Source organism: Acidithrix sp. C25, from assembly GCF_904848545.2.
In genome coordinates, this window is sequence record NZ_CAJHCI020000007.1 from 872969 (window position 1) to 887014 (window position 14046).

A 14046-nucleotide genomic window follows, 5' to 3' on the forward strand; every position below is an offset into this window, starting at 1 on the left:
TGATGGGTTAGAGAATGTGAGAGTCATCGAGGGTGATTTCATGGAATTGATATCGAGTACGACTCTTATGACCTGGTCACAATGGTTGCTAGCCTTCATCACATGGAATTTGAGAGAGCGATTTCACGGGTAAAACTGCTCTTGCGTCCCGGGGGCAAATTGATAGTGATTGGTCTTAGCGCTAATAAGTCGATCGGAGATTGGACGCTATCAGGGTTGTTTCTTCCGGCCGTTCGCCTTATGAGTCGACTTCACTGGGAAGTTCGAGAGATCCAGGTGGTGACTAAGGTTCCGAGTCAGAGTCTGCGAGAGATCAAAGTGATCGCTGGTCATCTTTTACTGAATTGTAAGATCAAAAGAGGGCTTTATTATCGCTACATCCTTAGCTGGACGAAGGTCTAATAGTCAATGTGGTATCGATATTTTCAGAGATAGCATAATTTTCAGATAGAACGGGGAGGCTGTATTATACAAAGCTCTCCAACTCATATGTGAGACTTGGGGTGTTATTGGGGCTTCTTTGGTCAGATGGTTATCTAATTTTGGTTTTCGTCTGGGGTCTCTCGAAATTTTGTTATCGCTGCGATGGTTGTCTAGTAGGTCTCTGTGGTGACTTTATAGGAGTAGAAATATGAACGTTGGCGACTTGGTGGCAGATTTTGAACTGTATGACCAGAATGAGCAGTTATTTCGTTTGAGCGAAAAGTTAAAGGGCGGTCCAATAGTTCTGTTTTTTTATCCCGCTGCCATGACTAAGGGATGCACCGCCGAGAGTTGTCATTTTCGCGATCTCAAAGAGGAGTTTGAGCGGGCTGGCGCACAGCGCGTTGGGATTAGCGCCGATAAAGTTGCCAAACAAAAGGAGTTTTCCAACCTTCATGACTTTGATTACCCGCTTTTATCTGATGTCGATCAGGTCGTAGCTGAGCAATTTGGGGTAAAAAGGCGATTTGGTCCTATACCCGTCAAGAGGCACACCTTCGTTATTGGTCAAGATCAGAGGGTTCTTGAGATCTTTGCCTCTGAGTTTGCAATGAATGCTCATGCTGATAAGGCCCTTGAGTTCTTTAGGACCAGACAAGCCGGGTAGGTTGGCAGGTTGATCCAGAAAACTTTTGAGCGATCTTTTTTATAGATCAGTTATTCCTGAACTTTAAAGATATCTATCCATTTACAAACTATATTGAACATATGTTCGATATAGTTTTATTATGGGCAGACAGGATTTAGCTAAATTTTCGGCAATTGTTGCTCCAACAACTTTAGCTATCGATCAGCGGATAGAGGTTCTGGATAAGTTTAGGGACATCTTACCTAACTCTTCTTTGCGTCGGGGATCGGTTGGTGTGCTTGGCGGTGAATTAGGGAGCGGAATTACATCACTCTTATTTGGACTTCTGGCAAGACCTAGCTCTATGGGGAACTGGATTGCTATCGTAGGCAGCCCGAATCTTGGTTTTGCTGCAGCTAGGGATCATGGCGTCGACTTGAAGAGACTTCTCAATGTGAAGTGTACCTCTTCGGAGGCGGTTGAGATCGCCGCCATTATGTTAGATGGCTTTGATATTGTAGTTTTATCTTCTCCGCTTGATGCGACTCGCGCACGAAAGCTTTCGGAACGCACAAGAAAGACAAAGTCGATCCTTATCTATCTTTCTACCCTTGGAAAAAAAGGGGCGACCTGGCCGGGTAGTTGTGACTTTTCCTTATTGGCCAAAGGATCGAGTTGGCAACTCGATGGAAGTGCTCCAATTGCAACTAGAACGCTGAAGATTGAAGTGAGCGCAAACAAGTGGGCCGCTTCCAAGATGCAACTGGTCGTTGGACTATGAGGCGTTATGGATCCAGTCAGAGTCTGTTCGAAGAGTTAGATCAGGTAAATACTCCACGAATGCTCGTCATCTTTGTCCCTAACTGGCCTTTTCTGTCACGTTCGATCTCTCAAGATCAACAGGCGATTGTGGTTGACAACAAAAGGGTAGTGGCGGTTACATTGGCTGCACGGGCTCTTGGCATAAGAGTTGAAGATCGCATTGAGGCCACATTGGAAAAATCCTCGGAGTTGTTGGTGATCGACTCCGACTACGACTTAGAGCTCTCGCAATTTGAAAGAGTGATCAATGTCGCAGAGGAGTTTTGCCCTGAGGTCGAGGTCTTTTCTCCTGGTCTGTGTGGCTTCAACCTAAAGGGACCGGCAAAGTATTTTGGTGGTGAGGCGTCTCTCTTGAAAAAGCTCGCAAAGGCGCTGGGAAAGATTGACTTTGAGGTCTATGCGAATCCCAGCAAAAAGAGGCGGAGTCCGGATCGACCTTTCTCAAATTCCACCTTAGAAGAGGAGTCAACTTCTGACTATGGTAGTTGGTTTTTGTTCGGCGTGGCCGATGGCCTCTTTTGCGCTAAGGTCGCCTCTGGCTTTGGCGTTGTGGTCAAGGTGGGTTTCACCAAGGAGTTTCTATCGGGTTTCCCTATAGAGGTCTTCGGGCAAGGACACGACTTTGAAACTATGAGATCCTCTGGCATCGATAAGGTCTCCGACCTACTGGAGCTTCCTCGCAATTTGCTTATCGAACGATTTGGTTCGATGGGTAGACGACTGTTCGAGCTGGGAAATGGGATAGATGGCAGTGGGATTCAAAAGAGGGATGTGAAGGCCAGCCACTCTGTTAGAGTCGAATTTGATCCTCCGGGCTATTTGGCTGAGACAATTATCTTTTCCATGAGATCAAATGTGGATCTTCTTTTTTCCTCCCTTTACGACAGAGGACTCTATCCGCTAAGGGTGAGAGTGGTCTTTGAGACGGAGTCGGCCGAGACTTTCTCTAGGGTGTGGACCAGTGGGATTCCTATATCTACTCAGTTTCTTTTGAGTTGGTCCCGATGGCAACTTGACTCGTGGACTACGCCTAATTCAAAGACCAATCGAGAGCCACCAAGTTCAGGGGTGGTCTATTGTGAGGTTGAGGTCCTAGATGTCACCTCGAACCCCTCGGTACAGCTGGATCTCTATTCCTGCGCCTTTCACCCCAAAGAGCAGGTCTTGAGGGCGATTGAAAGGGCCAAGGCGCGCCTTGGAGACGGCTCGATTACCGTTCCGAAGAGCAATTCGGGAAGATCTCCGAGAGATAAGTTTAAGTTGATTGAGTGGCAGTTGCAACTCTTTGAAGAACCTCAAGATTCATCGAGGATTAGCTCTTCTCCTTGGCCGGGCCAGGTCCCAGGTCCTGAACCATCTTTGGTCTTTGACCCTGTGGTTCCAATGGAGATATTAGGAGTTGATGGCCTAAAGGTAAGCGTTAGCGGATCGGGGGAGTTTACCTCGGAGCCGCACGAGATAGTTATCAACTCTCTTTTTGAGAGGCCTAAGAAGATCTCAAAGATTATAGGACCATGGCCGATGAACGAGAAGTGGTGGGACTCCAAAAACTCTAAAAGGCTAGCAAGAATCCAAGTTGTGGCTGATGACGGAGTTGCGATGATGGCGATAATTCAAAACTCTAGATGGTACCTGGAGGCGATCTATGATTGATCATCTTACGGCTGGTCGATTCTTTAGGCCCCTTGAGGTCGAGAGGTATTTGCCCCAGAGACCCTTGGTCGTTCGGGTTCACAACTAATATTGTAATCGAACAGATGTTCGATTACAATATTAGTTGTGAACGATAACCCAAAATACGCCGAGCTTCACTGCCACTCTAATTTCAGTTTTTTGGATGGTGTTTCAAGTCCAAGTGAGATAGTTGAACGAGCGATAGATGCGGAACTTCCGATCTGTGCCATAACTGATCACAATGGCCTCTATGGCGTCGTGGCTTTTGCAGGAGCTGCACGAGGGACCTCTCTCAAGACGGTTTTTGGGGCTGAGTTGACCATAAACTCCACAAAGCCAAGAGACAATATTGAAGATCCTCAAGGTGAACATCTAGTTATCTTGGCTAAAAACCCCAGTGGCTATGCGAGCCTTTCTCGCGTGATTTCCAAAGGTCATTTAAAAGATTCAAATAAGGGGGTCTTTGATCTTTCTCTTGATGACCTGTCTCGTTGTGACTATACGGATTGGGTCATACTTAGTGGATGTCGCAAGGGTGGCTTGTCGTCCGCTTTGATTGAAAATGGTCCCCAGGCTGCTCGAAGAGTTGCCAAAGAGCTCTCTGAAATCTTTGGTAGAGATAGGTTTGTTATCGAGTGTTGGGATCATGGAGATCCCCTAGATCAAGCCCGTAACGATGAATTTGTTAAGATCGCCACAGACCTTGACTTGAATTGTGTTGCTAGCAATAACGTTCACTACGCCAGTACTAAGAACGCTAAATTGCATTCGGTTACCGCTGCTATTAGGGCTGGCAAGAATCTAGATGGAATTGACGGATGGCTTCCGGTGGATCAGATGGCGCACTTGCGTTCTCCGAGGGATCAACTTCGTCGCTTTCGTAGATATCCAGAGCTGGTCTCTCGGGCCTATGAGATTGGCCTTGAATGCGCATTTGATCTTTCACTGCTCGCTCCGGCTCTGCCTAATTCTTTGGTTCCCCATGGTCAGTCTCAGACGTACTACCTTAGAAGCCTGACTATGAAAGGGGCGACCGAACGCTATGGTCCAAAGGATAACGAGAGGGTCAAGGGGGCCTATGCTCAGCTTGAGTACGAACTTAAAATAATTGAAAGGTTGGGATTTGGTGGATATTTTTTGATTGTTTGGGATATTGTACAATTCGCTAGATCCTCTAATATCTACTGCCAAGGCAGGGGGTCGGCTGCAAACTCTGCAGTTTGCTATGCCCTTGGAATAACCAATGTTGATCCGGTCTCGCTGGGGTTGCTATTTGAGAGGTTTCTTTCAACAGAGCGAGATGGCCCTCCAGATATCGACGTTGACTTTGAAAGTGAGGCTCGGGAAGAGGTTATTCAGTATGTCTATGAAAAGTACGGTCGTGACCGTGCCGCCCAAGTTAGCAATGTAATTACCTATAGATCGCGTTCAGCCATACGAGATGTGGCGAGGGCTTTTGGCTATCCAACCTCTGTGATCAACACTTGGTCAAAGCAAGTGGACCGCTATAAGTCCTTGGCGGAAATGGTGGCTGTTAGAGATGCAAAAGGGGAGCCGATTTTAGATCTTCCGCCAAGAGTTGCGCAGTTCGCCACTGAGATTGAACGGTCTCCGCGACATTTGGGTATTCATACCGGTGGAATGGTGATTTGCGATCGGCCAATTGTGGAGGTATGCCCGGTTGAGTGGGCTCGTCGTCCTGGAAGAACCGTACTCCAATGGGATAAGGATGATTGCGCTATAGCGGGTTTGGTCAAGTTTGACCTTTTGGGTCTGGGCATGCTAGAGGCCCTTCATCGCATGGTGGATACGGTCTTTGGTTACTACGGGCAAAGGTGCGACTTGGCGCTAATTCCCCAAGAAGATGTCGTCTACGAGATGCTCTCACAGGCGGATACGGTAGGAGTCTTTCAAGTCGAGAGTCGGGCACAGATGGCAACGCTACCTCGACTGAGACCAAGACACTTTTATGATCTTGTTGTTGAGGTGGCTCTGATAAGGCCAGGACCCATCCAAGGTGGTTCGGTTCACCCCTATATCCGCCGACGAAATGGTCTAGAGAAGGTTACCTATCTTCATCCATTGTTAGAGAAATCTCTCTCTAAGACTCTTGGGGTACCTCTATTTCAAGAGCAACTCATGCAGATGGCAATCGATGTGGCCGGATTTACCCCATCTGAAGCAGACCAGTTGCGCCAGGCTATGGGATCCAAGAGATCTAAAGATCGAATGGAAAAACTCAAAGTTCGCTTTTATGAGGGGATGGCTCGAAATGGTATCGTCGAGAGGACGGCAGATGAGATCTTTGCGAAATTGGAGGCCTTTGCCAACTTTGGGTTTCCCGAGAGTCATTCGGCGTCGTTTGCCTATCTGGTCTACGCTTCGGCTTGGTTCAAGTACTTCTATACTGCTGCATTTACAGCCTCGATTATAAATTCTCAGCCAATGGGTTTTTGGTCAAGAGAGACTCTTATAGAAGATGCTAAGAGACACGGTGTTGAAGTGCTAGGTCCACATGTGAACTTCTCAAGCGTTGAATGCACCTTGGAAGGGCCATCGGTCGTGAGGGACCCCTCTTTTGTTGCCTCTGGGAATGAGAGGCCGAAATCCGAAGGTGGCTACATCTCTGACATCCATGAACGTTGTCGGATTGGGCCCAATCTACGAATAGGAATTGGTCAGATAGCCAAGGTAGGCAAAGCCATGGCATCTTCAATAGTTGCGAATGCACCATATCTAAATATTGAAGATCTTGTGATCAAGACGTCAATTGATAGAGCGCAACTTGAGTCTTTAGCTAGCTCAGGGGCCCTCGAGGGACTTACCTCAAGTGGGGCTGGAGCTACCTTGACGAGGAGGCAGGCGATTTGGATAGCAGAGCCTTTGGCTAGGCGTGCCTCGAATGGTTTGCCCGGAATGACACTTGGAGACGAGGCTCCAAAACTAAAGGAGATGACCTCTAAGGATAGGAGCTACATGGATTTAGCCGCATTTGGAATGACACCAACTAGTCATCCAATGGCATTTTTTCGGGATCGATTGTCTGGTTTTGGTGTCTCTTTGGCAAGTGAGCTAGTGGCGCGTAGAAATAGAGATCGAATTAAGGTCGCAGGAGTCGTGACCCATCGTCAGCGACCGGCAACGGCTAACGGGGTAACTTTTATCAGCCTTGAAGATGAGACTGGATTGATGAATGTGGTGGTGGCAAGGGATATATGGGATAGCCACAGACAGATAGTTAGGCTTTCGAATGCATTGATCATCGAGGGAGTTTTGGAGAGCTATTCCGGAGTGGTAAATATCGTGGCTAAGCATATTGAGCCTCTCGATATCTCCATAGGTTCAATGTCGAGAGATTTTCACTAGCTCTTTCGACGTCGAACGGATATGGTGATATTAATTTAAGTTCGTGAACAAGATCCCAAGTCTTGTTATTTTTAGCTATTTCCTGTTGTTCTTTAAGATAGATCTTTATATAGATTATTTTGCTAGATCTCTTTAGCGTCAAATACTTCAAATCTAATTTTGTACCTTATGCCTTTGATATCCAAGTTAAGTTTTGCTCGTTAGATAATTAAGCTAGGTAAATAACCATTTTAATGTGACTTTTTATGTGAGATAGCGTTTAGTGATTTGATCCGATTTTTATAAGTAAAAAGTTGCTAGCCGTTTTAATTATAAAGTGTGTCATTAGCTTAGATAATTGATTAATTATAAATTTATATTGAATAAGTATTCTCAGCTTTTATAAAGTGACTTCGGTGCTTTGGTCGCCACGATGGATCGAGGATCAACTTGATCGGTACCGAAGATGGAACTAGGCACTTGGTAAAAGATATAGCTAACCTATAAGACGATGAAAGCGGTGACTGTAGGTATGAATATCTGGACTTGATTGTCCAAAATGCGCTATATCGCTTTTATGTGTTGGTCTTTAGTACTCTAATAGCTATCTCAGAGCTATCGAAATAGCTAAAAGGTCGACTCTTTGGTTGGCGGTGACATCGAACTTCTCAAAGGTTTTTATTCTATCTTTGTAACCATCCATCTGGTCTATGACCTTCCTTCGGTGCCTCATTCGTGTTTGGTACTTTCGGCGGACAAGATATAGTGATTGGCGAGGTGATGGCGCCTTTGACGGTCATCTTTGACTCCATTGAAAGCGCCTCATTTTATTGATCTTTCATTTCATTCATCTTTGTGCTGCTGATCTCTGCGCTAGTTGGTTTAACTTTCAAAGAAAGAGATATTGATTTTTAATTGAGGGTTAAGGCATGGTTTCCACCTGAAATATTAGACATATTAGGATTTTCATATTTCAGATAAGATTACCTATCTGGCTAATTTATTACTACGAAATCTGTCAGTGGTAATAGCGACCATTAATTCAAAGATGTATCTATTTTTGGTTGTTGGTTAGTTCCATCTACGACGACAAAAACTAATGCGCCTATCGCAATTGTGGTGCCGATGATTTGGTTGAGATTTACCTTATCTCCAAGTAATATCCAAGCAAATATCATTGTCACAATCGGAGTGCCAAGGGTAAGAATAGAGGCCAGAGTTAGCTCCAAATGGCTGTGAGCCCAATTGATGAAGAAGTGACCACTACCTGGAATGATCGTAAGAATTGCAACCAAATATAGGCTGTGTATTGTGATTGAGCTGGCACCGCCCAGAAAGATGCCAAATGGAAGGACTACCAACGCAGCGGAGATTTGCATGCCTGCTTGGTATTCAATGGTATCTATTTTGAGGCGGGCTTGTTTGGAAAATATAAAGTAAAGTGCATAGGTTACTAGAGCCAATAGGGCAAGGAAGTCTCCAAAGAGTGAGTCGTGTCCCGACCTAGGGGCGCCAAAGACGACAAGTGCTGTGGCTGCTATGGCGACAATGGAACCGAATATCGTTTTGGTGGTGACTTTTTCTCCGAAGAGTCTTCCAGATACCGTCATCAAGAGGGCAGGCTGCAGCGCGCCGATGACTGTTGCTGTGGTCGGTGAGGTGTACTTTACCGCGCTGAAGAAAAAGAGGCTGTTTAGGCCGAATGCCACACCTCCCCAGAGGCCCAGCTTTAGGATTCTAACGGTAAGTTTTCGGCGGGTTAAATAAGCCATTGCGATGGCAATTATGGCTCCAAGGCTCATTCTAAGGACCGATAACAGAGGTCCGGAGATTGGAATCATTCTTGCTAGAACGTTGCCGTAACCCCATACAGCGACTGCATATGATGCTGCGAGAACTCCACCTGGTGAGTTTTTGGTGGTGGCGTGCTTAACATTCATCTTTGGCGGTTCCTATTCTTTGTGTTGCAGCTTTTAAAGGGTTGACTTTTTGGGTCTCCCATCAAGCTTCAAAAGGAAGTTGGTTGATTCGATGAATCAAATGATCTTCCCGATTTAAGGCGATCTATCCCAAATTGAGTGATATGGCGTGCTTAATTAACTATTAAAAGTTTGCCTTTGCGAGCTTTGGAATTTGCCGACCCCGCTCGTATGGAATCCTGCTGGCTGCTCTCAAAGCATTTGACATTATTTGTCAAATAGCTCTCATTCCCACAGGGCAGAATCTCTTGCGGAACCCCCAGTAAAGCTTATTGTTTTACCTTGAGGTGATCTGTCATTTATAGCGACAAAATAATCCATTGTTTGTTGGAAGAATAAATATATGGTCATTAGTGAGTTATTCGTTTCCCTAACGGCTTATTGGTGGGGTATGGCTCGGTTAGGCGGAAAGAATTGGGCGATAAATGTTACAAATTCGCAGATATCGACCTTGGATGATGTCAAACTCTGTTATGGAAAATTCGAGATTGATCGCGGACGAGGTTACAGTTCGATTTGGCGGTCTGGTTGCCTTGGATCGAGTTTCGCTAAATGCTAATTTGGGTGAGGTTCATGGAGTTATTGGCCCAAACGGGGCGGGGAAAACGACACTCTTTAATGTCTTGTGCGGATTCGTAAAGCCGTCATCGGGAAAGTTGACCTACTTTGGGAATGAAGTCAAGACGCTACGACCAGAGCAGCTTTCAAAGATGGGAGTCTCTCGGACCTTGCAAGGTCTTGGCCTCTTCTCTCGAATGACAGTGCTTGAAAATGTGATGATTGGCGCGACGTCGCTGACCAAAGTGGGGCCATTTCGCTCCCTATTGGGAGTAGGAACGACTGTCACCGAGGAGGCTCGAATCAAGGATTTGGCGCTTTCGGTGATTGAAGATTTGGGTCTTTCCTCTTTTGCTAAACGCCTTCCTCCGTCGTTACCCTATGCCATCCAAAAGAAGGTTGCTCTAGCTCGAGCACTAGTTCTATCTCCGAAGTTTATCCTTCTTGATGAACCAGCTTCTGGTCTTTCCAACGTTGAGATGGACGAGCTCGGTGATTTAATCCTAGGTCTCTCCAAGAATTTGGGTGTTTTGCTAGTCGAGCATCATATGGATTTGGTCATGCGGGTATGTTCGACAATCACAGTCTTGGACTTCGGACGGGTGATAGCGAACGGGAATCCCAGCGAAATTAGGGTAAATCCAATAGTAACCCAAGCTTACCTTGGGGAAGATGTTACTATTTGACACCTTCGATTAATGGTTAGAAGTTTACTTTTTACAGGGGGAGAAAAAGTTGCTCATAGTTGAAGGGCTTTCCGCGAGTTATGGCCCGGTGAGGGCGCTACGCGGAGTTACCATGTCGGTCGATCGATCTAAGATCACGGCGGTCCTTGGAGCTAATGGTGCTGGTAAAACGACGTTGCTTCGTACGCTATCTGGATTGGTAAAGGCAATTGATGGAAGTGCTTCCATAGACGGATTGCACTTCGAGAACAAGAACCCAGAAGACATAGCTCGAATGGGAATCTCACACGTTCCCGAAGGGCGTGGCGTTGTTCAGGAGATGACGGTGGATGAAAACCTTCGCTTGGGAGCAATTTGGAAGAAGGATTTTGACATTAAATCCAAATTGAATTGGGTCTATGAACTATTTCCACCACTGCTTCCGCGATCCACTAAGGCAGCCTTTACCCTTTCTGGAGGTGAGAGACAGATGCTTGCCGTAGGACGAGCATTGATGTCTGAGCCAAAAGCTCTTCTTTTGGATGAACCATCCTTAGGGCTGGCTCCATTGGTTACTGCTGGGATAATGTCACTTCTTCGAAAGCTATGTGACGATCAGGGCCTTGCAGTCTTACTAGTTGAGCAAAATGCGAGAAGTGCCTTATCGGTCGCTGACGAAGCTGTGGTGCTCTCTTTGGGCGAGGTGGTCGTATCAGACAAGGCCTCTGCTATCAAGGAAGATGCCGCTTTGCGTCATCACTATTTAGGTTTTTAGGTGCCCAATGGGAGACTTTTTGACGATGGAATTTGATTTGGGGGAAGATTGAGTAACCTTGGTAACTTTGTGCTGATTGGTTTGAGCAATGGCTTGATCTATTCAGTTGTGGCGATATGTATCGTTTTGATCTTTCGGTCCACCAGAGTGATTAATTTTTCACAAGCCGCATTGGCTATGTTCTCTACCTATGTGGCTGTCTCCCTCATAGATCGGGGTGTGCCTTACTATCTGGCATTTTTGATCGCGGTAATCTTTGGTTTTATAGCCGGGGCACTGATTGAGCGCTTTTTGATGAGGAGGGTTGAATCGAAATCGCCCCTTAATGCTGTGATCGTTGCAGTTGGCGTACTTATCACCCTTGAAGCGATGGCCGGCGTCATCTGGGGGGCAACTCTCAGAAACTTTCCATCCCATTTTTCTTTGATAGGAATCAAAATTGGGAAATCAAGATTAGGTATTTCACCCTTTGACATATTCATATTGGTTGTTGTCTTGGTCTTGCTTGGTGCTTTAGTCTTTTTGTTTCGCTATACCAAACTTGGAATGATGATGCGGGCTTCGGCTTTTGCTCCCGAGGTGGCACGACTCTTAGGGGTTAGGGTTGGAAGGATGTTGACGTTAGGGTGGGCGTTGGCCGGTGCTGGCGGTGCCGTTGCAGGAATGCTCGCAGCCCCGCGTGTCTTTCTATTTCCAAACAATATGGATGCAGTTTTAGTTTTTGCCTTTACAGCTGCAATCATAGGTGGACTTGATTCGCCGGTAGGCGCTCTTGTTGGAGGGTTGATAATGGGAGTATCACTCTCGCTAATAGGCGGCTATCTGGGTTCGGACCTAGAGAATCCGGGTGCATTTTTGATTCTGGTGGTAGTACTGATGGCCCGGCCACAAGGACTCTTTTCTTCAATTTCGGAACGGAGGGTCTAATGGAGGAGTCAACGATTTCAGGTGAATCAAATGAGAATCTCGTCTCAGAGATTCCACCAAAGCAATTGGATCAAGCTGCGTCAGAGAAGATCAAGTTGCCCTTATGGAGATTGCCACTTATTCGTAATTGCGGAATAGGAATTGTCGCAATTGCCTTGTTTTTTGTAATAAGCGGTCACTTAAGCCTCTATCGCAACTATCAACTTGCTGAGGTGGGGCCCTATATATTGGCGCTTTTGGGTCTGTCTCTTTTGGTTGGCCAGAATGGTCAGATCTCCATTGGACATGGAGCCTTAATGGCGATCGGAGCTTGGACCTTTGCCCTTTTTCAACTTCATACCAAATTACCATTAGCGGTTCTTTTGATCTTGGCGACGCTGGTGACCTTTATCTTTGGTTCTTTGTTGGGATTGGTGGCTGCTCGACTGAGGGGACCCTATTTGGCAGGCACTACCCTCGCTTTGGCGTTGGGATTACCCGATATAGCGACTCGATATCGATCTCTTTTTGGTGGTTATCAGGGGCTTCAAATTACACAACCATCTCCACCTGCCTTTTTGGGCGCAACCTTTTCTGCTCAGCAATATCTAGCTGTTATTGATATGATTTGTATCGTAATTGGTATCATCATATTTGCAAACCTCATACGCTCCAAGACGGGGCGCAATATGAGGGCTGTGAGGGATGACGAAATTGCAAGTCGAATTTCGGGAATTTCAGTTCAAAAGACCCAAGTCTTCGCCTTTGCTGTCTCCGCTGGGGCTGCTGGTTTGGGCGGCGCATTGTTGGCTTTGGTCTCGTCGAATGTCTCTCCGGGCGCATTTACCCTTACCCTTTCAATATCTCTTTTGGCTGGAATGGTAATCGGGGGAACTGGAACCATAGCAGGTCCGATTTGGGGCGCATTCATAATGGTCTACGTACCACAGTGGGCCACCACGGCTACAGAGAAATTGAACCTGAACCAGGGAATCGCGGCGAATCTATCCTTGGGCTTATATGGAGTACTTTTGATCGTGATTATCTTGTTGGCTCCAATGGGGATACAGGGTCTTTTGAGAAGTGGATTTTCAAAGCTTGTGTTGAGACGACAAGGCAAATTATCTAAGTGAGACTATTGAGCCTTCTGGCTGACTTTCATCATTTTTATCCCATGATTACGCTTTGAAGCTCCATAATTCGATGGCGGCGATCAGATGGATATCTTTATTATTTGACTATAGATCATCCCAAGTCGGAGTTTTTGTGCCTTGAGGTCGGCTTTTAATTTTTAAGGTTTTTATCTGATACGGGATCGGCCATCTTATTCGAATAATTTTCTTATCGATCTCTATTTTTATCTCCTAAAACTGTGAATTGACCAACATTTCGTCCGCGGATTGTCTAGTCTTAGTGAATCACATCAGACAACTATTGATTTTGGTTCGGGCGGGGTGCCCGAAGCCATGAATGGTCAGTATTCGTCGTTGATAATTAGGGGGAAATAAATGGGGAATAAGCGTTCATCGTTGACGAAACGCTTTCGTATCTTGGCAGCGGCTGCTTCATTAAGTTTGCTAGCAGCAGCCTGTGGTAGTTCGACAACTTCGTCCGGATCTTCTGGGTCGAGTTCGACTCCAGGGGCAACAAAAAACACTGCATCTGCTCCTGGGATTACTGCTACAAGCATTTTGTTTGGATCGCACCAGCCATTGACTGGACCAGCAGCACCGGGTTATTCCGAGATAGCGCCAGCAATACAGGCATTTTTTGACTATCTCAACGCCCATGGTGGGGTATACGGGCGAAGTATTACCCTAAAGTACGAAGATGATGCGTATAATCCGGCTCAGACTGTTCAGGTGGTACAAAAGCTTGTCTTACAGGATAATGTGTTTGGTATTTTGGGCGGTTTGGGTACGCCAACTCACCAAGCAGTCGTCAACTTTTTGAATACCAATAAGATTCCGGATATCTTTGTTTCTTCGGGTTGTGATTGTTGGAATCAGCCTAAGATCCACCCTTATACCTATGGATTTGAGCCTGATTACATAATTGAAGGCAAGATCTTAGGAACCTATATCAAGAGCAAGTATCCCGGAATGAAGATCGGTGTCCTCTATCAAAATGATGATTTCGGTGGCGGTGGATTGATCGGCCTCAAGCAGATATTGACCTCAGGACAGATCGTCTCGGCTCAACCGTATGACCCAACTACTCTTGCTAATGGCCTTGGAACGCAGGTTGCCTCACTTCATGCGGCAGGTGCCC

At 46.2% G+C, this 14046-nt stretch carries 11 protein-coding genes; 10 read left to right on the forward strand and 1 reads right to left on the reverse strand.

What is annotated here, in order from left to right; translation table 11 throughout:
* Nucleotides 1-51: 51 nt before the first annotated feature.
* The 5 genes from ACIDITHRIX25_RS85265 (at nucleotide 52) to ACIDITHRIX25_RS85285 (ending at nucleotide 6913) form a co-directional block, all read left to right on the forward strand.
* Nucleotides 52-402, forward strand: a complete 351-nt coding sequence (locus ACIDITHRIX25_RS85265; protein WP_283770456.1) for a class I SAM-dependent methyltransferase — start codon at nucleotides 52-54, stop codon at nucleotides 400-402.
* Between the two features lie 229 nt (nucleotides 403-631).
* A complete protein-coding gene (locus tag ACIDITHRIX25_RS85270; RefSeq protein WP_052605047.1) occupies nucleotides 632-1090 on the forward strand; it encodes a peroxiredoxin in 459 nt (152 codons plus the stop codon).
* A 121-nt stretch (nucleotides 1091-1211) separates the two neighbouring features.
* Nucleotides 1212-1832, forward strand: a complete 621-nt coding sequence (imuA', locus tag ACIDITHRIX25_RS85275; RefSeq protein ID WP_201732131.1) for a DnaE2-dependent mutagenesis accessory factor ImuA' — start codon at nucleotides 1212-1214, stop codon at nucleotides 1830-1832.
* Nucleotides 1793-3526: a DNA polymerase Y family protein gene (locus ACIDITHRIX25_RS85280; protein ID WP_201732132.1), complete on the forward strand. Its 1734-nt coding sequence runs from the start codon at nucleotides 1793-1795 to the stop codon at nucleotides 3524-3526. Before imuA' ends, ACIDITHRIX25_RS85280 begins: the two co-directional genes overlap by 40 nt.
* A gap of 126 nt (nucleotides 3527-3652) precedes the next feature.
* The gene (locus ACIDITHRIX25_RS85285) at nucleotides 3653-6913 is read left to right on the forward strand and encodes an error-prone DNA polymerase (protein WP_249685830.1); all 3261 of its coding nucleotides are present in this window, start codon (nucleotides 3653-3655) and stop codon (nucleotides 6911-6913) included.
* A 1016-nt stretch (nucleotides 6914-7929) separates the two neighbouring features.
* Here ACIDITHRIX25_RS85285 and ACIDITHRIX25_RS85290 read toward each other — a convergent pair.
* Nucleotides 7930-8832, reverse strand: coding sequence for a DMT family transporter (locus ACIDITHRIX25_RS85290; RefSeq protein ID WP_201732133.1), 903 nt, complete (start codon nucleotides 8830-8832; stop codon nucleotides 7930-7932).
* Nucleotides 8833-9344: 512 nt separating this feature from the next.
* Between ACIDITHRIX25_RS85290 and ACIDITHRIX25_RS85295 the strand changes: the two genes are divergently transcribed.
* The 5 genes from ACIDITHRIX25_RS85295 to ACIDITHRIX25_RS85315 form a co-directional block, all read left to right on the forward strand.
* Nucleotides 9345-10115 (forward strand): ABC transporter ATP-binding protein, encoded by a 771-nt coding sequence (locus ACIDITHRIX25_RS85295; RefSeq protein ID WP_201732134.1) that lies wholly within the window; start codon nucleotides 9345-9347, stop codon nucleotides 10113-10115.
* Nucleotides 10116-10164: 49 nt separating this feature from the next.
* Nucleotides 10165-10869 carry an ABC transporter ATP-binding protein gene (locus ACIDITHRIX25_RS85300; protein WP_201732135.1) on the forward strand — a complete coding sequence of 235 codons (705 nt, stop codon included), beginning with the start codon at nucleotides 10165-10167 and terminating at the stop codon, nucleotides 10867-10869.
* A 48-nt stretch (nucleotides 10870-10917) separates the two neighbouring features.
* Entirely contained in the window at nucleotides 10918-11796 is an 879-nt protein-coding gene (locus ACIDITHRIX25_RS85305) for a branched-chain amino acid ABC transporter permease (RefSeq protein ID WP_052605041.1), read from the forward strand.
* Complete coding sequence (locus ACIDITHRIX25_RS85310) at nucleotides 11796-12908, forward strand: branched-chain amino acid ABC transporter permease (protein ID WP_201732136.1); 1113 nt, start codon at nucleotides 11796-11798, stop codon at nucleotides 12906-12908. The genes ACIDITHRIX25_RS85305 and ACIDITHRIX25_RS85310 overlap by 1 nt, the downstream gene beginning before the upstream one ends.
* Before the next feature lie 375 nt (nucleotides 12909-13283).
* Nucleotides 13284-14046 (forward strand): ABC transporter substrate-binding protein (locus ACIDITHRIX25_RS85315; RefSeq protein WP_213333490.1); only part of this gene is annotated, 763 nt, incomplete at its 3' end.